The sequence below is a fragment of the Nonomuraea sp. NPDC050783 genome, assembly GCF_040802095.1.
In the GTDB taxonomy this organism is placed as follows: Bacteria; Actinomycetota; Actinomycetes; order Streptosporangiales; family Streptosporangiaceae; genus Nonomuraea.
The window spans coordinates 58,504-82,873 of the sequence record NZ_JBFAHK010000028.1; the positions used below are offsets into that span (position 1 = coordinate 58,504).

Below are 24,370 nucleotides of genomic sequence, written 5' to 3' on the forward strand. Positions count from 1 at the left end.
CTGGCCGCTCCTGCTGACCGGACCGCCCCGCGCGGCCGTGATCGGTTGCGTGAGGCTCCTGGCGGAGTGTCGAATGGGATCGGCACGAGCGGAACGCCGGCGCATCCCTGGGAGACGCAATGAAGCCGTTGGCCATCGTCCTGGTAGCGGTCCTGCTGGCCGCGGGCTGTTCGTCGCAGCGGCGGGACAAGGTCACGGTCGCGTGCGGGGCGAGCGAGCGGTGGTGCGCGATGATGGTCAAGCGGTTCTCCGACGCCACCGGCGTGGAGGCCGACTTCGTCCGGCTGTCGAGCGGTGAGGCGCTGGAGCGGATCAGGTCGGCCAGGGCGCGGCAGGAGTTCGACGTCTGGCACGGCGGCCCGGTCGACTCCTACGTGGCCGCCAAGGATCAGGGGCTGCTGGAGCCGTACGAGTCGGAGAAGTCCGGTGAGATCCGGAAGCAGTGGATCGACCGGGAGCACACGTGGAGCGGGATCTACGCCGGTGTGCTCGCCTTCTGCAACAACACCAAGGAGCTGGGGGAGCGGGGCATGAAGCCGATCCGCTCGTGGCGGGAGCTCCTGGACGAGCGCCTGCGCGGCGCTGTCGCCATCGCTCACCCGGCCACCTCGGGAACCGCGTACACCGCCCTGTGGACGCAGGTGGAGCTCAACGGCGGCGACCAGGACGCGGCGCTCGCCTACATGCGCGACCTCCACCCGAACGTCCTGCGCTACAACTCCTCCGGCAGCGAGGCCGCCGTGCAGGTGGCCAAGCAGGAGGCGGCGGTCGGCGTCGTCTTCTCCCACGACTGCGTCGCCGCCCAGGAGCAGGGCTATCCGAACCTGGAGGTGACCTTCCCGCAGGAAGGCACCGGCTACGAGCTCGGCGGCCTGGCCGTGCTGGCCGGGGCGCACAACCCCGACGGCGCGCGCAGGTACGTCGACTGGGCGCTGAGCGGAGCCTCCCAGCGGCTGGGGCCGCTGGTGCAGTTCTACGCCCTGCCCACCAACACCAAGGTGCCGGCGCACTCCAAGGCGGCCGACCCGGCGGCGGTCAAGCTGGTCCCCTACGACGTGGAGGTGGCCGGGCGGGCCAAGCAGGCGCTGGTCGGCAGGTTCCGCGCGGAGGTCGCCGAGCCTTCGTGACCGGTTCGCGTGGCGTCGTCAGGAGCAGCCTTCGAACTGCGGAACCTCGATCACCGACAGGTCGATGCCCGACTTGCCGAACCACTTGTCCAGCAGCATGTGCGCGGTGCCGTCCTGGTACATCTGGGTGATGGCCCGGTTGAGCTCCTCGCAACCGTCGACGTCGCCCTTGCGCAGGCCGATCGCCGTGCGTTGCTCGTTGAAGGCCGCGCCCACCAGGTGCAGGTCGACGCCGGGTTTGGTGAGCAGCCCCGCCAGGATCTGGCTGTTGGTGGAGATGGCGTCGATCCGGCCGTCCTTGATCATCTCCAGGCAGGTGTCGTAGTCGGGGGCCTCGACGGGGATCGCCGCGACTCGGCGCTCCTCGACGATTCGCTGGGCGATGTTCGTGCCGCGCACCCAGCAGATCTTGCGGCCCTTCAGGTCCCGTACGTCACGGATGTCGTCCTTGTCGGCCGGCCGCACGGCGATGTCCTGGAAGTCGACGTGGTACGGCCCGGCGAAGTCGATCACCTTCTTACGCTCCGGGGTGATCGACATGTGGGCGAAGACCAGGTCGGCACGCCCGTCGGTGAGCACGGTGAGCTGATCGCCGGCCTTGATCTCCAGCCAGCGGATGCGCTTGCCCAGCCGGGAGACGAGGTCCTCGGCCACGTCGATGTTGAAGCCGTGGTAAGCGCCGTCCTGCCCCTTGAAGCTGATCAGCGGCACGTCGGAGCGGATGGCGACGACCAGCTCGTCCTTGGCCACAAGGGAGTCCGTCCGCGTCGCGCCGCAGGCGGTGAGCAGCAGGATCAGGCAGATCAGCAGTCGTCTCACCGGTACTCCCTCAGGCGTGGCCGGACGCCGACCAGGATGAGCAGGGCGCCGGTGACCAGGCCGGCGGGGACCAGCCGCCACAGCGTCTCCAGAGCTCCGTCGCCGGTGTCGATGGCGCGCTCGAAGTCGGATTCGTACCGCCGGACGAGCCCTTCCAGCACCTTGTCGTAGCTCTCGTAGGCCTGGGTGAGCTCGCCGTCCCAGAACTTGATCGCCGCCTCGGCGGGCAGGGTCCGCATCCGCGCGTCGGCCTGCTGGAACCTCTGATAGGCGGCGAACGTCCTGGCGCGGTCCTCGCCCGTCAGGCCGCCGAGCAGCCCCTGGAAGTTCGCCTGCAGCTTGCTCTGGTAGTCGGGCAGGCTGGTGGACTCCACGGCGACGATCGTCCGGGCCTTGTCCAGGAAGGTGTGTTCGTAGGTGTCCTTGCGCAAGGGGTCGAGCAGGTAGCGGCTCTGGTCCCCGTGCATGCTCCTGCTGATCGCCCGGGCCCTGGTCAGCGTGAGCACCGAGTCGAACCCGCGGCGTTTGCCCTCCTCCAGCGCCTGGCCCTGCCGGTTGATCAGGACCGCGCCGGTCACCAGGCCCGCCGCGCCCAGTACGGTGGCGCACACCAGCGCCGGCGCGAAGACCCGATGGAATCTCCTGGCCAGGTACGTCTGCAGGGCCAGCAGGCAGACCAGCGCGAGCAGCCCGATGACGATGACGGCGGTGCCGGCCAGCCAGGTGGTCGAACGTTCGGCGTCGTGGGCGCGCCTGACGATCGTCCCGGTCTCCAAGGTCAGGTTGTAGGCCTTGGGCAGCAGCTCGCGGTGCATGAGGTCGGTGGCCCGCTGGTAGGCCTGGACCACGGGGGCGGGCGGACGCCCCGCTGTGTGCCCGGACTGGACGTCGAGCAGCCGCGCCTGGGTGGCCAGCCGTTCGTAGCGGCCGAGCCCTTCGATCAGCGCCTCGACCGTGCGCTGCTCGGTGGGGTCGTCCAGGGCCAGCCGGTAGGCCTTGAGCAGGCTCTCGGAGATCTCCAGCCGCCGCTGGTCGTAGGCGGTCAGATCGGCCTGCTGCTGCGGCCCGTACTCCCTGCCCAGCAGCAGGGCCTCGGCGACCAGCGCATCCATCTCCGACATCTGCCGATACAGGCCCGTCGTGGCCAGCACCTGCGGCCCGGCGTCATGCCCGATGGTGCGCAGGCCGGCGCCAGTGCTCGCGGCGCCGGCCAGGACCGCGGCCAGCAACAGCGCCAGCGAAACCAGGGACAGCCCGGCCAAGGTGCGCACCCGCCTGGGCACCGACACCTCGCGCCGTACCGGCGGGCTCACCGTTACCGTCATGGCCGGCTCCGGCGGGAGACGCCCGGGACTTGGGTGTGCACCGCACCTCCCGAGATCGATTCGTGCCGCGAGATCGAGCATGACCGCGGGCGCGGCGGATCCGCAAGAGTGGCCGCCGGTGGATCAGCGGCTGTCCTGGACCCGGACGCGCACGACCAGCCCGCCGCCCCCGCCCGCCCCGCCCGACGAGGCGGTCGCCGACTTCCTCCAGCGCATCCCCTACAACCTGCGCAACTACGGGCGTTACCAGCCGCGACCGCGCTCTCGCCTACGCCGTCCAGGCTCGTGAAAACCGCGGCAGGAGGCCCACCTCAGGTGCGCCGGCCAGGCGCTGGATCAGGGGCCGCCCTGATCCAGCGCGCAGCAAGAATGCCATTCGGCCGCGATGAACGGCTGCTGGACGAGTAAGTCCTAAGTCGGGTCAGTGATCGTAGGCGATCAGTGATCGGGTGATGGGCCGGCCGGTGTCGCGGTTGTGCCCGATGGCGGCGACGAGGGCCAGGATGCGCTGGGCGATCCGGGCGCCGACGCCGGCGACGGTACGCCGCCGTGCAGTTCCAGGTCGAGCTGGCCCTTGAGGGTGTCGTTGACGGACTCGATGAGCTGGCGGATCGGTTTGAGCAGGTGAGCAGGGCGGGATCATGTTCGCAGATGGCCATCAGCACCTGCCGTTCGTCGATGTTGGGGGGTGGCCAGGGCCCAGGTGATGGGGAGAGCGGCGGGCGTGCAGATCAGGTGCAGGCGCAATCCCCAGAAGTAGCGGGGTGGGAGCGGCAGTAGCCGTAGCCGGCCCAGCCGGCCAGGTCCGAGCGCTGGAGGGTGAGGCGGGAACGGCCGCACTAGACCGGGGTGGAGTCCACGACCCACAGCGGATCGGCCCACAGGTCGGTGTCTTGTGCCGGCGTCCGGATCGCGCGTTTGAACAGCGGCAGAGCCTTGGGCAGGCGCTTGTTGCAGCCGGACTGGCCGGGCAGGCAGGGGAAGGCGCCGGGCAGGTGTGCCGGGACGTAGCGCAGCCGGCGGGCCTCGGAGTGGATGCCGCCGGCTGGCCCAGCCCGCGCCGCAGATCATCCTGGCCCGCGCGCACGTCGTGGCGCAGGCTCGCGGTGTGCTCGGCCAGATCGCGCAGCGCGCTCTCCAAGCGCAGCGGCGCCGGCCCGAACAGCAGGGCGCGGATCGACCTGGGCGAAGGTGCGCGGGCACCGCAGGAACGCACCCCGCTGCAGGGGATGAACCGCTGCAATCGCAGCCCGGGTAGCGTTCGGCGACGATGCCGGTGAAGGCTCGTCCAAGCTATCCGTGGCCACTACATACTGTTTTTGAATAATTTCAGAACGTTACTTTGGGGCTGGTCGCGCGAACCCGAGTGGAGGGCCTTGATGGATGTCACAGAGAAGAGGGCGGGCACCAGAGCGGAATCGGACGATCACCTACCGTTATGGCAGGAGCCTTCCTTTTCTCCCCGCAAGGCGCTCGGCTGTAGGTTCTGAGATATGTCCCGTCTTCCCGGTATGGCCTTCCGCGATCACGTCATCCCGGTTCCGCTGGTCCACGGCGTCGACGGCTCCCCCGAGATCGAGGTCTTCGCCCGCGAGGTCGTGGCCGCGGGCCGGGAGGGCGACGATCTGCCGTGGTTGTGCTTCCTGAACGGCGGGCCCGGTTCGAAGGCGCCGCGGCCGCCGGCGCCCGGCTGGCTGGCGGTCGCGTTGCGCACCCACCGCGTCCTGCTGCTGGATCAGCGGGGCACGGGCCGCAGCACCCCGCTGCACGCGCGGACGGCGGCCGGGCGGACGGACGCGGAGCTGGCCACGTACATCGGCCATCTGCGCGCCGACAGCATCGTGGCGGACGCCGAGCTCGTCCGGCGCAGGCTCGCCGGTGACCGGCCGTGGACGACGCTGGGGCAGAGTTACGGTGGGTTCGTCACGATGACGTACCTGTCCGTCGCGCCCGAGGGACTCGCCGGCTGCCTGGTGGCCGGCGGTGTGCCGCCGCTGACGGCGACCGCCGCCGAGGTGTACACCCGCCTGTACCCCCGGGTGGCCGCCAAGAACGCCGCCCTCTACCGGCGCTACCCGGAGGACGTCGACCGGGTGCGCCGGATCGTCGGCCATCTGGCCGCGCACGACGTGCGCCTGCCCGACGGCGACCGGCTCGACGTCGCCCGGTTCCGCAGCCTGGGGAAGCTGCTGGGCAGCGGCGACGGGCTGGAACAGTTGCACTGGCTGGTCGAGGATGCCTGGCACGGGGACGACCTGAGCGACTCTTTCCGGTACGCGGTGATGGCCGCGACGGGGTTCGTCGACGACCCGCTGTTCGCCCTGCAGGAGTACATCTACGGCGCGCCCGGCCGGCCCACCGGCTGGGCGGCGGAGGAGGAACTCGCCCGGCATCCGGAGTTCGCCGCCGACGCCGATCCGGTGCTGTTCACCGGCGAGATGATGTACCGCTGGATGTTCGCGGAGATCCGCGCGCTTCGCCCGTTCGCGGGGGCGGCCGACCTGCTGGCCACGACTTGCGGGTGGCCCGCCCTCTACGATCTGGAGCGGCTCGCCCGCAACGAGGTGCCGGTCGCCGCTGCCGTCTACTTCGACGACATGCACATGGACGCGGGCCTCCAGCTTGAGACGGTGGCGCGGGTGGGCAACATGAGGGCGTGGGTCACCAACGAGTACGAGCATGACGGCCTCGCCGCTTCCGGCGGTGCTGTTCTGGAACACCTCCTCGACATGATCGCGGGACGCCGTTAGACGGGCAGGAGGCGGCGGCCGGAGCCGGGCAGCCCGGCCGGCAGGTCGTCCAGATCGACTCCCCGCGCCCGCGTGATTTCCTGGGATTCGCCTCAGGAGGGCCGCCACCATGCTCAGGGCCCGATGTGATGCGGCACGTATCTGCGGCATGCATCTGCGGCATGCATCTGCGGCATGCATCTGCGGCATGCATCTGCGGCACCGTGCCGCCGACGGGTTCGTTCTTCGCGAAGACGCACCGCATCCGCCAGCGCGGCGGCCCGCTCCGGGGCAAGGCCGGCCGCCGCAAAGGCAGAAGGCCCGCACCGCCTCCGGAATCACCTGCCCCTGCCTCACCATGGACCCAGCTCCAGCTGCCGATCGAAGTCCGCCGCGACTACGCCCTGTCCAGGGTTTTCTCGGGCCGGCGGGGCACGGTGTCGCCCTTCGGATCCCCGTACACCGTCGGCTGCCGGATGAGGAGATCGGTGTGCTGCTCGGCATGGCCCGGCCAGACCCGCGGCGCCCAGCGTGCGTGTCTCCGTACGATGGACGCTTGGTGTGCGTGGCCCACGGGTCAGCCACCCGAGGATGGCTGACCCGTGGGGATTCTACGGATGGTCATCGTGCCGCGGCGGTGGCGTCAACGTCTCGCGTGACGCCGGACGTGCCGCGTGGAAGGCCGCGGAAGGGAGGGTGCGCCGGGCCTTCCGTGACCGGGGTGGTCGCGGGTGCTGGGTCCCGGCGTCAGACCGCTTCCCCTTCGCCGAGCGGTGCGTTGCCGTCGACGAGTTCGCACGGCGCCACGGGGCCGTCGGAGACGCGCGCCCAGATCGCCGCGATGACGTCACCCGGCTCGGGGTTGTCGTTCACGCCGAACTCCAGCACGCCGGTCTGGCCTGGCTTGATCTGCGCCGGGTCGATCTCGAAGCCGGGGGTGTCCTCGGAGGGCGGGAACACGGCGAGGGGTGCCTGTTCCTTCGACAGCCAGTGCGAGCTGCGCGGCCGGGTGGCGCACTTCTTGCCCGCCGGCAGGTAGTCGACGACGATGTTGTAGCCCATCCGCCGCAGTTCGGCCTCCAGCCCCTTGGGATCCTTGGCCTCGTTGATGGTGATGGACACAGTGCCGTCGGGGTTCTTGGCCACGGCGTAGGCGGGTGTGCCGCCGAACATCAGCGGGAGGGCCACCGCAGCTGCGGCGGCCAGGCCCACGGCGGGAGCCAGTATCGCGGGGCGCAGCAGCCTGCGGCGCTGCCTGGCGGGGGTGGGCTCGTCCTGAATCGCGGTCATCACGAACTCCTTGAGTAGCTGATGACGGCCCTCAGGAAAGTCCCGCTTCTCGGGAAAAATGTTCATGGGTTCTCCTTGACGGACCGAACCGCGGTGCCGCGGTCACTATCTCCTGTCACGGGGGTCAGGGCGAGTTCCAGCTTTTTGCGGGCCCGGGACAGCCGGGACCGCACGGTGCCGATCGGGATGCCGAGCGCCTCGGCCGCCTCGGCGTAGTCGAGCCCAGCTCCGGCGCACAGCAGCAGCACGTCCCGCTCGTGCTTACGCAACCGCCCGATCGCCGTACGCACCTCCTGTAGCCGCTGCTCATCGGCGATCCGCCCGACCACCTCATCGGCGAAATCCGGGACGGGAGCGGCACGGGGCATCTTGGCGAGGGCCTCCCAGTGCAGCCGTCTGGCCCGTTTCAGGTTACGGCCCACGTTGGTGGCCACTCCCAGCAGCCATGGGCGCAGCGAGCCGCCGTCCGGGTCGAGCCGTTCCCGTAACCGCCACACCTCCATGAACGTCAGCGACACCACGTCCTCGGCCGCCGACCAGTCACCGACCACCCAGTAGGCGTGGTTGTACACACTCGTGGCGTACTCGTCGAAAAGCTCGCCCAAGGCCTCTTGATCGCCATCCCGCAGGCGGGTACGCAACTTCTTATCCACAGGGACTGCTGTCGCGAGGACGTCGGCGAGTTCCCTGTGCGGGCCCCTTTTGTTGCGACAAGCGCGACACTGCCAACCCCAAGGGGGCCAGACCTCCTGTCTGGCGGCACGGATTCACGGATCACCTGGACTCCTGTTTTGCCGCAGGCGAGCGTACCGGCCATCCACCTCACCGCGCCTGAGGGGTCCACGCACGGATCCAAACGGGAGCCGGCCCGCCGCAGGCAGAGGGTATCCCTGCAGGTGTGGGAAGTGATCTTGCTGGGAAGCAAGTGATCGGTGGGCGGGGGCCCACTTCTTCGGGGGAGAGTCATGGGTCTTTCCCCCTGAACGCGGACACCTTGGAGACTGGATCTTGAGGTCCAGGGGAAGAGATGTCCCTGATGGTGATGAAGAACTACCCGCCCGAGTTCAAGGCCAGATGACGCGGCGGCGGGCCACGATCAACATCTTCGTGCTGGCGGCCGACGACCGCCTGAAGGAGTTCGTGGACGAGGTCGCCCGCAGGAACGGCGGCCGCGTCTTCTCCCCTCAGCGCCGACCGCCTCGGGGAGTACGTCGTCAGCGACTTCCTACGCCTGCGCCGCGCCCGGTAATCCCCGCTCAGCCCACCCAGGCGGGCACGACCTGGCCCAGCCGGGCCGGGTCGGTCATCGACCGGATCGTCGTGATGACGCCGTCCACGATCGTGAAGGCCACGACCGTGGTCGGCCGCCCGCCGATGGTGATGACGGCTCCCGGCGCCCCGTCCACCAGCGCCGGGTGCAGCCGCGCCCGCGCGTTCCTGAACAGCGTCGCCTGACCGGCGATCTCGCGCGCGCCCCGCACGGTGAACACCCCGCGTGGCGTCTGGCCGCGCAGCTCGGCGTCGGGCGCGAGGATGGTCAGCAGCCGGTCCACGTCGCCGTGGCCGACCGCCTCGAAGAACGCGTCCACGACCTCCCTGCCCGCGGTGTCGGCGGCGGCCACGCCCGCCCGCAACCGGCCCCTGGCGCGGCTGGCGAGCATCTTCGTGGCCGCGGTGCTGCGCCCCAGGATCGCCGCCACCCCGTCGAACGGCACCTCGAACACGTCGTGGAGCACGAACGCCACCCGCTCGGCCGGCGTCAGGACGTCCATGACGACGTACAGGGCGAGACCGACGGACTCGGAGAGCAGCACCTCCTGCTCGGGATCGGCCCCGGCCTCCCAGACCGCGTCGCGCGGGAGCATCCCGACCTCCAGCTCCAGCGGCTGCTCGCGCCGTACGCCGTGCCTGCGCAGCACGTCCAGGCAGATCCGGACCGTCACCGTGGTCAGCCAGCCGCGCAGCTCGCCGATCCCCTCGGCGCCGTTGCGGACGAGCCGCAGCCACGCCTCCTGCACGGCGTCGTCCGCGTCCGCGTGCGAGCCGAGCAGCCGGTACGCCATCGCGTGCAGGTAGGAGCGCTGGTCCTCGAACGCGGCAGCCAGCTCTTCCTCGTCGGTCACGATCACGGTCCTTCCTTGATGGTCTCCGCCACCACGACGTGCCGCAGGCCCCAAAGGTAACGTCGCCGCCCGCGTTACCTTTCCGGGGCGCGGCACGTCGTAGTGGCGTCAACCGAACCGACGACCCTCACGGGGGAGCAGACATGACGCGTATCAAGGACACTTCGAGCCAGCCCGATATCACGGGCGCCGTGCAGCAGCTCTACAAGGTGATGTACGGCGGCGGCGTGCCGCAGGAGACGATGGAGCTGGTGCACCTGCGCGCGAGCCAGATCAACGGCTGCAGCGCCTGCGTGGACGCCGCCGTCAAGGGTGCCACCAAGTCGGGGGTGAGCGCGGAGAAGCTGCTCAACCTCGCCGCCTGGTACGAGAACCCCATCTACGACGACGCCGAGCGGGCCGCGCTGGCGCTCACCGAGGCCGCGACCCGGCTGGCCGACCGACCCGGCGCGGTGACGGACGAGATCTACGCCGAGGCGGCCAAGCACTACGACGAGCGGCAGCTCGGAGCCCTGGTGCTGATGATCGCGACGACGAACTTCTTCAACCGCATCAACACCACGTTCCAGGTGCCCGCCGGCCAGAACTGGCAGTGAGCACCCCGCGGCGGCCCGCCCCGGCGGGCCGCCGCTGGGCCGGAACGATCAGGAATCAAGAAGCCCCGGCCCGCGGGCCCCGACTACCTTCATCGACATGGACCTCACCATCCACGAGACGTTCCTGCCCCACGACGACCCCGCCGACTCGTTGGCCTTCTACCGCGACATCCTGGGGTTCGGGGTCCGCAAGGACGTCGAGCACAACGGGCTGCACTGGATCACCATCGGCCCCGTGAACCAGCCCGGCACCTCCATCGTCCTGCACCCTCCCGCCGCGAGGCCCGACCTGACCGACGACGAGCGGCACACCATCGCCGAGATGATGTCCAAGGGCACCTACGCCGTGCTCAACCTCGGCACCACCGACCGCGACGAGCCGTTCGACCGGGTGCAGGCGCCGGGGGCCGAGGTGGTGCAGGAGCCGATCGCGCACCCGTACGGGCGCCGCGACTGCGCCTTCCGCGACCCCGCCGGCAACCTGATCCGCATCAACGAGCTGCACTGAGCGATCTGATGAAATTTCGTACTGTTGTGGAGCCTCCCGAGCCGATGCGCGGGCTGGAGGTTCCCGAGGCCGTCGTGGACGCACTCGGCGCGGGCAAGCGGCCCCGCGTGATCATCACGCTCAACGGCCACACGTGGAGGAGCAGGGTGGCCATCATGCGCGGACGCTACCTGCTCGGCCTCAGCAAGGCCAACCGCGAGGCCGCCGGCGTCGAGATCGGGGAGGAGGTCGAGGTCGGCCTGGAGTTCGACCCCGAGCCCCCGGCCGTCGCCGAGCCTGAGAAGCTCGCTCGCGCCCTCGACGCCGACCCGGCCGCGCGGGCCGCCTACGACCGCCTCTCCCACAGCGCCAGGCGGCAGCACGTGCACGCGATCGAGTCGGCGAAGCGGCCGGAGACGCGCGCCCGCCGGATCGAGCAGTTCATGGCGACGCTGCGTGACGGCTGAATCGTCGGTGACGGGCGGTTGACTGTCCCGCATGGATGAGGACGTGCGCCTGCGGGACGTGACAGAGGCCGATCTTGAGGTGTTTCTGGAGCAGGAGCACGATCCCGAGGCCGGGCGGCGGTCGAGGTTCCCGCCCAGGGAGCGCGAGGCGTTCATGCGCCACTGGAAGACGCGCGTCCTGGGCGATCCCACCGTGCACGTGCAGGCCGTGCTGGTGGCCGGCGGGCTGGCGGGCTGGCGGGCTGGCGGGCTGGCGGGCACCATAGTGGCCTGGCGGGAGGGTGAGCGCCGCTTCATCGGCTACTGGTTCGGGCGGGCGTTCTGGGGGCGCGGCATCGGCTCCCGGGCATCGCCGAGCGCGCCGGCCGACGTCGTCCGCGAGGTCGTCGTAGCAGTCGGCGCAGGATCTGCCGGTGGAGGCCATCATCCAGCCGCCCGGTGCGTCCAGCGCGCCGCAGCCGTCGCAGCGCGGCACGTCCGGTCCCGGTCAGCCGCCGCTCGGGCGAGGACCGGGGGATGCGGCCAGCGGGAGTCCACTGCAAGGCGCGGTAGGCGTCGCGGGCGCGGTCCAGGTGCACGTAGGACGTGGTGCAGCCCGGGCCGGGGTCGTAGTCTTCTCCGTTCCAGCCGTTACCGGTCCCGCCGACGGTGATGCCCCAGCGCACCGTCGTAATGCCCGTCATCGACGGTGTCGGTGTACTCCAGCAGACGCGCGCACGGCAGGGGCGACGTTCTTGCTGAACAGTTCCCGCTCAGCGCGCGAGAGCGTCTGCCGGCCACGACCGACATGGGTAGCCGGGACACCAGCGCGCCAGCGCCTCCACCGGCTGTTAGCCTCGGGCTTTCGCGGTGAATATCGCGAGGATTGATCAACTACATAAGAAAGTGCTTCCGAGCTGGGAGGATGGGGCTTGTCCAGAGTCCTGTCCCCGCCAGATCAAAAAGCACTTTCCACGTGAAGACTATCGCCTTTCACCGCACCATCACCGCCTCCGCCGACGCCACCGGCCTGCTCTCCCACACGGGGAGCTTGCTGCTGCTCAAGACCCTGCATCTCACCGGCCTGGACCGGACGCTGTCCGCCCAGCTGGAGCGCTGGCGACCCGCCCGCGCGGTGCACGACCCCGGCAAGATCGTCGCCGACCTGGCCGTCGCCCTCGCTCTCGGCGGCGACTGTCTGGCCGACATCGACCTGCTGCGTGCCCAGCCCGAGCTGTTCGGCCCGGTGGCCTCGATCCGACCGTCTCCCGCCTGATCAACCACCTCGCCCGCGACGAGGCCAAGGCACTCAAGGCCCTGCGTGCCGCCCGCGCCCCCGCCCGCGAACGCGCCTGGCACCTGGCCGGACCCACGGCGCCCAGCAGCGACGGCGAACTGATCCCCATCGACCTCGACGCCACCATCGTCATCGCCCACTCCGACAAACAGCACGCCGCCCCGACCTGGAAACACACCTTCGGCTTCCACCCCATGACGGTCTTCGCCGACCACGGCCCCGGCTGCTCCGGCGAACCCCTGGCCATCATGCTCAGGCCGGGCAACGCCGGCTCCAACACCGCCGCCGACCACATCGAAGCCACCCGGCACGCGCTGGCCCGGCTGCCCCAGCACCGCAAGCGGCAGGTGCTGATCCGCACCGACGCCGGCGGCGGCACCCACGAGTTCCTGACGTGGCTCACCAAGCCCGGCCGCCGGCTGTCGTACTCGATCGGATTCACCCTCACCGAGCAGATCCGGCAGGCCGTGCTCCGCCTGCCCAAGACCGCCTGGACGCCCGCTTACGACGCCGACCGGCAGGTCCGGCCCGGCGCTGGGCCGCCGAACTGACCGGCCTGCTGGACCTGACCGGCCGGCCCAAGGGCATGCGCGTCATCGCCCGCAAGGAACGCCCGCACCCCCGCGCCCAGCTGCGCCTCACCGACATCGACGGCAACCGCGTCACCTGCTTCGTCACCGACACCAAGCGCGGTCAGCTCGCCGACCTGGAACTCCGCCACCGCCGCCGAGCCCGCGCCGAAGACCGCGCTCACCCGCCTGCAAGCGCTGCCGGCCCCACCCTGACCAGTCACAACCCGCCCCTACGACCAGGAAAGGACACCCGCGGGCCCGTGGAACCCCGCCCACCCGACGCGACAGCCGGGCCGGCGCGCTGACCACCACCCGCCACCAACCCTCAGCCGAACCACTCAGCCGGCCAATCCTCGGTCATGAAAGATCGAGATTAATGCCACCACCGATTAGGGCCAGAGCCGTTAGTGTTTTACAGTCCCGTAGCTGTACGCGCGCCGAGCACCGGAGGCGCGCCGACATCCCGGGTAACCGGGAATTGCAACCTGCGCAGTACGACGCGATCCCGCTACCGCGGAAGTTTACGGACCTGACATTGATCGTCATCCCGCCGATTGACGCTTTTATCTGCGGCTTATCTCAGAATTGTGCCGGTCAGGGTGGCCGTTCTTGGAGGGCGTCATGCGTCGGCACATGTCCTGGGCTTCGCTCTGTGTGATCCTTCTGGCCGGTCCGCTCTCCGGAACCACGCCCGCGGAAGCGGCGGCGCGGTCACCTCTCCGGACGCAGGCATCGGCGCCGCCCCAGGAGATGACCGAGCAGGAAGCCCTGGAGCGGGCGCGCAAGAGCGGCGAGCCGGTGGAGGTGCCGTCGCAGCGCGGTGAGCACCGTACCGTGCGCGCCCTGCCGTCGGGACAGTTGGAGGCGACCGAATACCTGCGGCCCGTCCGGACCCGACGGGACGGCCGGTGGGTGGACATCGACACCGGCCTGCGGGCCTCCGGCTCCGAGGTGCTTCCCGGAGCGACGACTGTGGGGCTGCGGCTGTCCAACGGCGGTGACGGCCCCTTGACGCGCATGTCCCGCGGCGGCCGGGAGCTGACGCTGTCGTGGCCGCAGCCGCTGCCGCAACCGGTGCTGGAGCACGACACCGCCGTGTACCAGGGCGTGCTCGGGCCGGACGTCGACCTGCGGGTGCGGGCCGAGCCGGACGGTTTCGCGCACACCCTGGTGGTCAGGACCGCCGAGGCGGCCAAGGATCCGCGACTGGCCGGCCTGACGTTCCGGCTGGACGCTCCCCAACTGTCGATCACGACGAGTCCGGGTGGTGGGTTGCGGGCCGACGACGCCGCGACGGGGACAGGCGTGTTCGAGGCTCCGGCGCCGCTCATGTGGGACTCCACCGGTTCGGCGCGGGCGCGCGGCGCGGCGCCGACCCCGGATCCGTCCGCGGCACCGGGGGAGGGCGCGCGGATCGCGCCGGTGGGCGCTCAGGTGTCCGGCGGCCGGCTCACCCTGACTCCGGATCAGAGCCTGCTGACCTCACCGGACACCACGTTCCCCGTCTACATCGACCCCGTGTGGCAGACGAACGCGGCTTACGCCTGGGCCATGGTCTCCTCGGGTTACCCGAAGCAGACGTACTACAAGTTCGCCGGCAACGCCACCGAGGGGATGGGCCGCTGCCTGGTGCAGAAGGATCCCGATTGCGGCATCGACCAGACCAAGAGGCTCTTCTTCCGGATGAAGCTGCCGTCGGTCAAGGGCAGCTACATCCAGTCGGCGGAGTTCGTCGCCTTCGAGACGCACGCCTACGACTGTCACAACTCCACCGCCGTGGAGCTGTGGCGTATCAGCTCGCTGACTTCGGGGGCGACCTGGAACAACACCTCCGGCGCGTGGACGGCGAGGCTGGCCTATCGTGACGTGGCGTACTGCTCGCGGGCGCCGGTGGAGTTCGGCGGCGCCACGTTGCGCTCGCACGTGCAGGACGCGGTCAACAAGGGCTACACCACCATCACCTTCGGTCTCAAGGCCTACCAGGAGACCACGATGGCGTGGTGGAAGCGCTTCGCTGACGACGCTTACCTGCGGGTGCAGTACAACCGTCCGCCCACCCAGCCGGACACCGGCGCGATGTTCGCCGGCCCTGGCACCCCATGCCTGGACGCGCCCCAGGCCAAGGCGGTCAACGTCCGCTCCAAGCTGTACGCCGTCCTGCGCGACCCCGACACCGAGGACGCCGCCAAGGTGCAGGCGCAGTTCCAGCTGCACTGGGCCGACAAGACCGACGGCTCCGACTGGGGCGCGAAGTGGACCGCGCCGCTGACCCCGGCCAAGACCTCCGGCTCCCGTTTCGAGGTCGATCTGGAGGCGCTGAACGTGCAGCTTCCGGTGCGCAAACTGCTCGCCTGGGGCGTACGGGCCTGGGACGGCGAGCAATGGGGCCCCTGGAGCTGGGACGGCGCGCAAACCGGCTGTTACTTCACCTACGACCCGGCGGTGCCCGCCGCGCCCACCGTCTCCTCCGCCGACTATCCCGACGACGGCACCTGGCGCGGCGGCATCGGCGAGGCCGGCGCCTTTATCCTCAGCGACGCCGAGGGCGTGGCCGCCCGCTACGACCTGTCGCTCAACGGCACCCCGCTGACTTCGGTGACCACCACTGCCGGGCAGGCCCGGCAGGTGCGCGTGGTGCCCGACCGATCGGGCCCTAACCTGCTGACCGTCCAGGCCTTCACCCAGGCGGGCCAGAACAGCAGCCCCACCACGTACGAGTTCTGGGTCAGAGCCGGTGCCGACCCGGTCGCCCGCTTCACCCTGGATGACGCCGCCGGCGCCACTACGGCGACGGCGCAGGCTCCTGGCACGGCGGCGATCCTGCGCGGCGGCGCGGCCCTCGGCGGTGCCGGCAGGGCCGGGACCGCGCTGGAGCTGGACGGGACCACCGGTTACGCCGAGACGAACCTGCCCGTGATCGACACCAGCCGCAGCTTCTCGGTGTCGGCATGGGTGCGGCTGGACGCCCAGGACCCCGCGCGGTACTACACGGTGCTCAGCCAGGCGGGCGTGCACAAGAGCGCGTTCTTCCTGCGCTACGACGTCGGCAGCGGGAAGTGGGTGTTCGCCAGGCCCTACAGCGACAGCACCGTCCAGGACGACGGGTGGGCGACGGCGTGGTCGGCCGGCCCCGCGGTCTTCGGCCGGTGGACTCACATGGTCGGGGTCTATGACCAGGACACCCAGAAGATGCGCGTCTACCTCGACGGCGTGCCGGGCACCGACAGCCGGGCGGCGACCAGCGTCTGGCGGGCCGGCGGCGGGCTGCAGATCGGGCTGGCCAAGTGGCTGGGCCGGCCGACAGACTATCTGCCGGGCGCGATCGACGACGTCCGGGTGTTCCAGCGAGCGCTGTCACCCGCCGACGCGCAAGCCCTGGCCGGCAACGCCGATCCGTCCGGGGACGCTCCCGCCGCGCACTGGACGCTGGACGAGGAGCAGGGCGCTCGCCGCGCCTACAGTCCGGCGGCTCCCCTGACCGCGGCCCTGCGGGGCGGTGCGACGCTGGGCGCCGAGGGGCAGGACGGCGGTGCGCTGCGGCTCAACGGCGTCAACGGCGTGGCGGCGACCGGCGGCCCGGTGATCGACACCAGCCGCAGCTTCTCGGTCGCGGCCTGGGTATGGGTGGACTCGCTCGCCTCCGGGCGTCACCTGTCGGTCCTGAGCCAGGACGGTGTCAACCGCAGCGGCTTTTACCTCAAGTACGACCCGGTCCAGCGCAAATGGGTCTTCACCCGCTTCGCCGAGGACTCCCCCGCCTCCGACGGGCTGAGCTTCCCCTCGTGGTCGAAGGAACCGGCCAGGGCGGGCGCCTGGACGCACCTGGCCGGGGTGTGGGACGCCGACGCCCAACGGATGCGGCTGTACGTCAACGGCGAGGCGATGGCTCCCAGCGCGGTGGTGACCTCGGCCTGGTCCGCCACGGGCGCGCTGCAGATCGGCCGGTCGCAGTGGCAGGGCGCCCCGGCCGATCACTTCCCCGGCGTCATCGACGACGTGCGCGTCTACGACCGGGTCCTCGGCGCCGGCGAGATCGAGGAGTTGGTCACCCAGCACCCCGAGCTGGTGGCCCGCTGGGCCTTCAACACCGACGGGTCCGCCGAGCCCGCGGGCGCCCTGGCCATGTCCATGAACGGCGGCGCGACGATCGACCCGAACGCCGGCTTCCGGTCGATCTCGGCGGCCGGGCTGGCCCTGAACGGGACGTCCGCCTACGCGCAGACGGCCGCGTCGCCGGTGCGTACCGACGACAGCTTCACCATCGCCGGCTGGGTGTACAACCTCGGCCGCCCGGCCACCGCCAGGACCGTGTTCTCCCAGCCCGGGGTCAACACCAACGCCTTCGCCCTGCGGTACGTTCCCGACACCGCGGAACCGGAGGAGGCCGGGGCCTGGCGCCTGGAGATGAACAACGCCGACGACGCCGCCTCCCCGCCGCGCACCGCGCTGCACCCGTCGCTCAACGAGCAGGACTGGGACCACGTCGCGATCGTCTACGACGCGCTGCGCGACCGGATGAGCCTGTACGTCAACGGCGCCCTGCACCAATCCGAAGCCGGTGTCTCCCAGCAGAAGGACGTCCTCGGCATCCCTGCGTCCGGCGGCCTTCAGGTCGGCCGCTCCCGGTTCGGCGCGGCCACGGGCGGCGAGTTCTGGCCGGGCGCGATCGACGACGTCTGGATCTACCAGGGCGCGCTGACCGCCGAGCAGATCGGCTACCTGGCCGGCGGCGGCGAACTGCCGACCGAGGACGGCCCTTGAACCGGCCGCTGAACCGGCCGCTGAACCGGCCGCTGTGCTGAGACCGAGCTCGCAGAGCGTACACGGGTAAGGACGTGATGCAGGTGAACGGGAAACTTCGCGGGCGGCCGTCGCGCCTGAGGCCGCGCTGGTCGCCCCGGCTGGCAGCGGTCGCGTTGGTCCTCGTGATGCCGGCGGGTCTGCTGTCGGCGCCATCGGCGCCGGCCAGCCCGCCTGGCTCGGGACGCCCGGAGGTGCGCGATGCCGAACGCCTGGTCACCGGCTCGAATCTGCGGGTACGTGAGCACGAGCCCGATCCTTCGGACCAGCCGGCGCCTGCGGCCAGGGCCGGCTGGCCCGCCGGCGCCACGGCTGAGATGACGGTTGCGACGGCTGCTGAGCGCGAGGCGGCGGATCTGCCTGTCGCGATCCTGCGACCGGCCGGCACCGACGAGGTCGCGGGCAAGGTACGGGTACGGATGCTGGCCCGCGCGGACACGGCCAAGCTGGGCGCGAACGGCTTGGCCTTCACCGTCGCGCGGTCGGACGCCGCTCGCGCGGGCAGGGTCGCGGTCCGCCTCGATTACGGCGCTTTCGCCCAAGCCTTCGGCGGTGCTTACGGCGCCCGGCTGCGCCTGCATCGGCTTCCCGGGTGCGCGCTGACCACACCGTCCACGCCCGGCTGCCGGACCGCCGTTCCGCTGCAGTCGGTGAACAACCCGGTGGAGCGGACGCTGACCGCCGAGACCGACGTCGCGCCGGGTGCCGGCACGCTGCTGGTGGCAGCGGCCGCGGAGGCGGGATCGCAGGGCGACTTCAAGGCCACCTCGCTCGCGCCGTCGGCGACCTGGAAAGCCGGCGGCAACACGGGAGATTTCACCTGGTCGTACCCCTTGCGGGTGCCGCCGGTCCCTGGTGATCTGGCGCCCGACGTCGCCCTCATGTACTCCTCCGGCAGCGTGGACGGCAGGACCGGCAACACCAACGGGCAACCGTCCTGGATCGGCCAGGGCTTCGAACTGTGGCCCGGCTTCATCGAGCGCAACTTCAAGTCCTGCGAGGACGACGGCGCGCCCAAGGACGAGTGGGGCAACTCGCCCGGTGACCAGTGCTGGGGCTACGACAACGCGACGGTCACCTGGAACGGCAAAGGCGGTGAGCTGGTCCAAGCCGCCGACGGCAGCTGGCGGCTCGCCGACGACGACGGCACCACGTTCGAGAAGCTCACCGGCGGTGCGAACGGCGACGACAACGGGGAGTACTGGAAGGTCACGGACACCACTGGGGTGCAGTACTTCTTCGGTCGCAACAAGTTGCCGAAGTGGAGCGAAGGCAAGCCGGAAACCGGCTCGACCTGGACCATGCCGGTCTACGGCGACGACTCCGGGGAGCCGTGTCACCGCTCGTCGTTCGCTGAGTCATGGTGTCAGCAGGCGTACCGCTGGAACCTGGACTACGTCGTGGACCCGCGCGGCAACGCCATCGTCTACACCTACCTCCGGGAGACCAACCACTACGGCCGCAACTTGAAGCCCGCTGACGAGACCCCCTACACCCGCGGCGGCTACCTGACCTCGATCTCCTACGGCCTGCGCTCTGACGCGCTGTACGCGACGGCGCCGGCCAGGGTGCTGTTCGACGTGTCGGAGCGATGCATCCCCGATGCGGCGTTCTCCTGCGCCGCGGATCAGATCGAATCCCACCCGCAGTACTGGTGGGATGTTCCCTGGGACCTCAAGTGCGACTCTGGGCAGGACTGCGAGGAGGACCACGGCGCCGCGTCCCCGACCTTCTGGTCACGCAAGCGGCTGACCAAGGTGCGCACGCAGGTGATCAAAGCCGACGGCTCCGGGTACCGCGACGTCGACTCCTGGTCGCTGACCCACAAATGGGGCCTCGCCGACGTCGAGCGTGACCTGCTGCTGGAGGCGATCCAGCACACCGGGAACGCGGGTGCGACGCCGGTGAGCCTGCCCCCGGTCCGGTTGGACTACGTGCAACTGGAGAACCGGGTCGACAAGACCGGCGACGACATCCTGTCCTACATCCGCTACCGGCTGAGCGCGGTCTACGACGAATCCGGCGGCCAGCTCGACATCTCCTACAGCGGCAAGGACTGCGCGCCCGGTGACGTCCCCACTCCGGAGACCAACACCCGGCGCTGCTTCCCGGTGATCTGGCAGCCTCCGGGACGGGAGGACCGCATCAGCGACTGGTTCCACAAGTACGTGGTGACCTCGGTGATCCAGACCGACCGCACCGGCCTCTCACCGGACATGGCCACCAAGTACCTCTACCTGGGTGGCGCGGCCTGGCATTTCGACGATGACGACGGCCTGACCAAGGAGAAGTACAAGACCTGGTCGCAGTGGCGCGGCTATGGCCAGGTCCGCACCCTGACGGGCGGCTACGACAGCCCCTCCACCCAGGACGACACCTTCTACCTGCGCGGCATGGACGGCGATCGGCTCAACCGCGACGGTGGCGCCAAGCGGGTGTCGGTCTCCGACGGAGAGGGCGGCACGCTGGCCGATCACGCGGCGTTGGCGGGATTCGAGCTGCGCCGGGTCCAGTACGAGGCGCCGGGCGGCGCGGTGCACCTCAGAGCGGTGAACACGCCGTGGCGCGTGCAGACCGCCTCTCGTACCCGCTCCTGGGGAACCGTGACCGCCAATGTGGTCGACGTCGATGTCACCCGCACCTGGACCGCCAAGGACGGCGGCGGCTGGATCGAGACCAAGACGGACACCGACCGCACCTCCTCGGGACCGGGAGCGGGCCGTCCGCAGACGGTCAACGATCTCGGCGACCTCGCCACCGCCGCCGACGACACGTGCACCCGTACCACGTACGCCGACAACACCGCGGCTCACATGACGGTGTTCCCACAACGGGTGGAGACTGTCGCGGTCGCCTGTACCGCGCAGGCCGACCGCTCCACGCAAGTCGTCTCCGACGTGCGCAGCTACTACGACGGCGGCGCCCTCGGCGCTCCACCGTCCCGAGGCGATCTGACCAGCACCGAGAAGATCGCCGAATATAACGGGACCACCGCGACCTACGTCACCGAGCAGAAGACCATTTACGACGGGTACGGCCGCCCCACCAGCGTCACGGACGCGCTCGGCCAGGCCGCCACCACCGCCTACACCGACATGCGCGGGCTCACCACGAGGATCACCAGTACGAGTGCGCCGGCCACTCCAGGAAACGCCGCCACGGCGTTCACCACCAGCCAGGAGCTCGACCCCGCCTGGGGAGAACCGACCGTCACCACCGACGCCAACAATCTCAAGACCGAGCTCGTCCGGGACGCGCTGGGCCGCCTGTGTCAGGTATGGCTGCCGAACCTCAGCCGAGGTGGCGACAAATACCCCAACTACGAGTTCGACTACCAAGTCGCGGAGAACCAGATCGTCGCCGTCACCACCAGAGCCCTGACGGCGGAGGGCGGCCAGCGCCTCGACCGGATCGAGCTGAAGGACGGCTGGCTGCGCGACAGGCAGACCCAGGCGCCGGGCCCCGAAGGCCGCTTGATCACCGACACCTTCTACGACGAACGCGGCCAGATCGCCAAGAGCTACGCCTCCTACTCGGCGGCCGGAGATCCGGTCCCCGCGCTGTTCGGCGTCGGCACTCCCGGCAACGTGGAGGCGCAGACCCACGTCGCCTACGACGGGCTGGGCCGCAGGACCGTCGAACGTCTCGTGGTCGGCAACGGCTCCCAGGCCGCACAGGAGAAATGGCGCACCACCTACACCTACGGCGGCGGCAACCGCACCACCGTGACACCCCCGAGCGGAGGCGTCCCCACCACGGAGATCACCAACGCCGACGGCAAGGTGATCGAGCGCCGCCAGTACACCGGCGGCGTCCCCGCGGGGCCGTACCAGGCCACGGCCTACACCTACACGCCGCAAGGCGAGATCGCCTCGGTCACCGACCCGTCCGGCAACATCTTCACCGCCACCTACGACCTCCGTGGCCGCCGGGTCGCCACTAGCGACCCGGACAAGGGCACGACCAGCTATGCCTTTGACGACCTGGACCGGCAGATCTCGGTCACGGACGCCCGTGGTCAGAAGGTCGTCACTCGCTACGACGGCCTGGGGCGCGTCCTGGATACGCGGCGCGACTCCGCCGAAGGCCCCTTGCTGACCTCCTACACCTACGACACCGTCACGTGGGGAAAGGGAAAGCAGGCCACCGCCACGCGTCACCATGACGGCGCCGCCTACGTCAGCAAGGTACGCCGCTACGACAAGCTCGGGCGCATCGAGGTCACCGACCTCACCATCCCCGCCGCCCAAGGCGGCCTGGCCGGCACCTACGTCTCCAACAGCACCTACGGACTCGACGGCACCCTCCGCAGCCAGAGCGCCGCCGCCGTCGGCGGACTGCCTGCCGAGACTCTCCTGTACGACTACGACGCCTGGCTCCGCCCTACCCGCCTGACCAGCGGCCAGGAAACCTACGTCAACGACACCCGCTACACGCTCACCGGCAAGCCGATGCTGCGCGAACTAGGCGACAACGGCAAACACGCCTGGCAGACCTACACCTACCAGTACGGCACCCAGCGGCTGACCGGTGTGCGCACCTCACGCCAGGGCATCGACGGCTACGACCACGACGCCACCTACACCTACACCGACGCGGGCTCCATCACCGCCGTCTCCGACGTCTCGCGCGACGGGACCGACACCCAGTGCTTCTCCTACGACGGGCTGCAACGCCTTACGCAGGCGTGGACCCAGTCCACGACTGGGTGCGCGGAGGCCCCGTCCGCGGCGGTCATCAGCGGCGTCGCGCCGTATTGGCACAGCTACGGTTACGACACCGCGGGCAACCGCACCGCCGAGACCCGCCACGCCACCGGCGCCGGCCGGAGCGACACCACCCGGGCCTATGCCTACGCCACCCCCGGCAGCGGCAACCGCCTGAACCGGGTCACCCAGACCGGCGGCGACGGCGCCCGCACGGACACCTACGCCTACGACGCCGCCGGCAACACCACCCGGCGCAGCATCGGCGCGACCACCCAGACCCTTGACTGGGGGCCCTCCGGCGAGCTCGCCCGGCTCACCGAGGGCGACGACGTCACCGGCTTCGTCTACGCCGCCGACGGCAGTCGCCTACTGCGCAAGGACCCGGACGGCACCACGCTCTACCTGGCGGGGACGGAACTACGCCTGAACGCCGGAGCCACGGCCCCGATCGGCACCCGGTACTACGTGCACGGCGACCAAACCGTCGCCATGCGCACCCCCATCGGCGTCACCTACCTGACCAGCGACCACCAGGGCACCGCCCAGGTCGCCGTCAAGGCCGCTGATCTGAGCTCCTCCACCCGTCGCACCACGCCCTTCGGTGGCCGGCGCGGCATCGACGTGAGCGCCTCCTGGCCGAACGACAAGGGCTTCGTCGGCGGCACGGAGGACCCCACGGGCCTGACCCACCTCGGCGCCCGTGAGTACGACCCCGACACCGGCCGCTTCATCTCCGTCGACCCCCTCATGGACCCGGACGACCCGCAGCAGATGAACGGCTACACCTACGCGAACAACAATCCGGTCACCAACTCCGACCCGAACGGGCTCATGGCCTGCCCATCGCCATCGTGGTGCCAGAACGTCACGCCCCGGGTCACCCACAAGGTTCCCAGAAAGAATTGGGCGGAACGAAATCATCCCGGCATCATCATGCGTGGCCGCATCAGAGCCAGGGCGCCGATTCATTATCCACGTGAGCGCGAAGTCGGAGCGTCGGGCATCCGGGTCCCTGAATACCTCGACATCGAGCGCTTCAGGACGATCTTCTGGAAGAAGTACGCGGACGCGAGCTCGGGCCGGACGTACACGGATGAGAACTTCGTGTACGAGATGGAGCTCGTGGCGGCCATGAACACCTGCCGCGAGATGAAGGAGTGCCTGCACAGCGATTGGTACATCGACCTGCTGTCCGCCTTCGCCTGGATGAATCTGGACGGCATGGTCGGCTCGCGCGGCATGCGCACCGGAAAGATGCGAGAGGGAGCCAAGGCGGCGAAATCGCGCAACGCGCATGTGGTCGGTTCCAAGAAGATATTAGGCATCTGCAGCAGCTTCGTGCCCGGCACTGCCGTGCTCATGGCCGATGGTCGTGCCCGGCCGATAGAAGACCTCAAGACCGGCGACGAAGTGGTCGCCACCGACCCGGAGACCGGCCGTACCGAGACCAAGACGGTCCTGGCCACGATCACCAGCAGGGGTGTCAAACAACTCGTCCAGATCACCCTCGGCACCGCCGGCCCGATGACCGCCACCGACACGCACCCCTTCTGGGTGGCGGGCGATGTCGGGCGCTGGGTGAAGGCCATCGACCTGCAACCGGGTATGTGGCTGCGCACGAGTGCCGGCACTTACGTCCAGATCGCGCACGTCGCTACCTGGACGGCGCCTGATCAGCGCGTCCACAACCTGAGAGTCGCGGACTACCACACGTACTACGTCCTGACGGGTGCCGCGCCGGGTACGGGGCAGGATGCTGGAGCGGCGGATGTACTCGTCCACAACGCCGGAGGCGACCGTTGTGGCGACCCGCCGCCCACTCTCGACGCCACCGGGAAGCTGCACTCCGATCAGCCAGAGCTGCCCGATCATGTCCCCAGCTATTGGACCAGGCAGGAACTGGAGGACCTGGCCGATGACCTGCGTAAGAGCATCAGTACGCGGAAGCTCGAACAGCAGCGCCTGGGCGAGGGGCCAAGCCATCGCAGGCGGATCCACGAGGAGGAGCGGATGCTGCGCCGGGTCGAGAAGAAGCTGAGCGGAAGCTAGG

At 70.1% G+C, this 24,370-nt stretch carries 14 protein-coding genes and 1 pseudogene; 10 read left to right on the forward strand and 5 right to left on the reverse strand.

What is annotated here, in order from left to right; genetic code table 11:
- Positions 1-119 precede the first annotated feature (119 nt).
- Positions 120-1,127, forward strand: coding sequence for an ABC transporter substrate-binding protein (locus tag AB0H75_RS43660; RefSeq protein ID WP_367806689.1), 1,008 nt, complete (start codon positions 120-122; stop codon positions 1,125-1,127).
- A gap of 18 nt (positions 1,128-1,145) precedes the next feature.
- Here AB0H75_RS43660 and AB0H75_RS43665 read toward each other — a convergent pair whose 3' ends face one another.
- A complete protein-coding gene (locus AB0H75_RS43665; RefSeq protein ID WP_367806691.1) occupies positions 1,146-1,946 on the reverse strand; it encodes a substrate-binding periplasmic protein in 801 nt (266 codons plus the stop codon).
- Positions 1,943-3,271 (reverse strand): hypothetical protein, encoded by a 1,329-nt coding sequence (locus AB0H75_RS43670; protein ID WP_367806693.1) that lies wholly within the window; start codon positions 3,269-3,271, stop codon positions 1,943-1,945. The genes AB0H75_RS43665 and AB0H75_RS43670 overlap by 4 nt, the downstream gene beginning before the upstream one ends.
- A gap of 118 nt (positions 3,272-3,389) precedes the next feature.
- Here AB0H75_RS43670 and AB0H75_RS43675 point away from each other — a divergent pair, with 118 nt between their 5' ends.
- Both AB0H75_RS43675 and AB0H75_RS43680 read left to right on the forward strand, forming a co-directional pair.
- Positions 3,390-3,560 (forward strand): hypothetical protein, encoded by a 171-nt coding sequence (locus AB0H75_RS43675; RefSeq protein WP_367806695.1) that lies wholly within the window; start codon positions 3,390-3,392, stop codon positions 3,558-3,560.
- A 1,204-nt stretch (positions 3,561-4,764) separates the two neighbouring features.
- On the forward strand, positions 4,765-6,021 hold the full coding sequence (locus tag AB0H75_RS43680) for an alpha/beta fold hydrolase (protein WP_367806697.1): 1,257 nt from the start codon (positions 4,765-4,767) through the stop codon (positions 6,019-6,021).
- 726 nt (positions 6,022-6,747) lie between these two features.
- On the opposite strand, the gene AB0H75_RS43685 is transcribed toward AB0H75_RS43680, so the two are convergent.
- The 3 genes from AB0H75_RS43685 to AB0H75_RS43695 all read right to left on the reverse strand — a co-directional run bounded on the left by AB0H75_RS43685 (position 6,748) and on the right by AB0H75_RS43695 (position 9,413).
- Entirely contained in the window at positions 6,748-7,290 is a 543-nt protein-coding gene (locus tag AB0H75_RS43685; RefSeq protein ID WP_367806699.1) for a hypothetical protein, read from the reverse strand.
- A 62-nt stretch (positions 7,291-7,352) separates the two neighbouring features.
- Positions 7,353-7,895, reverse strand: a complete 543-nt coding sequence (locus AB0H75_RS43690) for an RNA polymerase sigma factor (RefSeq protein WP_367806701.1) — start codon at positions 7,893-7,895, stop codon at positions 7,353-7,355.
- Positions 7,896-8,546: 651 nt separating this feature from the next.
- Positions 8,547-9,413: a sigma-70 family RNA polymerase sigma factor gene (locus tag AB0H75_RS43695; RefSeq protein ID WP_367806703.1), complete on the reverse strand. Its 867-nt coding sequence runs from the start codon at positions 9,411-9,413 to the stop codon at positions 8,547-8,549.
- A gap of 143 nt (positions 9,414-9,556) precedes the next feature.
- Here AB0H75_RS43695 and AB0H75_RS43700 point away from each other — a divergent pair, with 143 nt between their 5' ends.
- The 7 genes and pseudogenes from AB0H75_RS43700 (at position 9,557) to AB0H75_RS43730 (ending at position 24,369) form a co-directional block, all read left to right on the forward strand.
- Positions 9,557-10,009, forward strand: coding sequence for a carboxymuconolactone decarboxylase family protein (locus AB0H75_RS43700; protein WP_367806705.1), 453 nt, complete (start codon positions 9,557-9,559; stop codon positions 10,007-10,009).
- Positions 10,010-10,106: 97 nt separating this feature from the next.
- Positions 10,107-10,517 carry a VOC family protein gene (locus AB0H75_RS43705; protein ID WP_367806707.1) on the forward strand — a complete coding sequence of 137 codons (411 nt, stop codon included), beginning with the start codon at positions 10,107-10,109 and terminating at the stop codon, positions 10,515-10,517.
- Positions 10,518-10,543: 26 nt separating this feature from the next.
- Positions 10,544-10,963, forward strand: a complete 420-nt coding sequence (locus tag AB0H75_RS43710) for a YdeI/OmpD-associated family protein (RefSeq protein ID WP_367806709.1) — start codon at positions 10,544-10,546, stop codon at positions 10,961-10,963.
- A 31-nt stretch (positions 10,964-10,994) separates the two neighbouring features.
- Positions 10,995-11,615: a GNAT family N-acetyltransferase gene (locus tag AB0H75_RS43715; protein ID WP_367806711.1), complete on the forward strand. Its 621-nt coding sequence runs from the start codon at positions 10,995-10,997 to the stop codon at positions 11,613-11,615.
- Positions 11,616-11,918: 303 nt separating this feature from the next.
- Positions 11,919-12,987: pseudogene (locus AB0H75_RS43720) on the forward strand (IS1380 family transposase); the annotation flags it as partial.
- A gap of 574 nt (positions 12,988-13,561) precedes the next feature.
- Positions 13,562-17,572, forward strand: coding sequence for a LamG-like jellyroll fold domain-containing protein (locus tag AB0H75_RS43725; protein ID WP_367806713.1), 4,011 nt, complete (start codon positions 13,562-13,564; stop codon positions 17,570-17,572).
- A gap of 356 nt (positions 17,573-17,928) precedes the next feature.
- The gene (locus tag AB0H75_RS43730) at positions 17,929-24,369 is read left to right on the forward strand and encodes an RHS repeat-associated core domain-containing protein (RefSeq protein WP_367806715.1); all 6,441 of its coding nucleotides are present in this window, start codon (positions 17,929-17,931) and stop codon (positions 24,367-24,369) included.
- The last annotated feature ends 1 nt before the right edge of the window (position 24,370 follow it).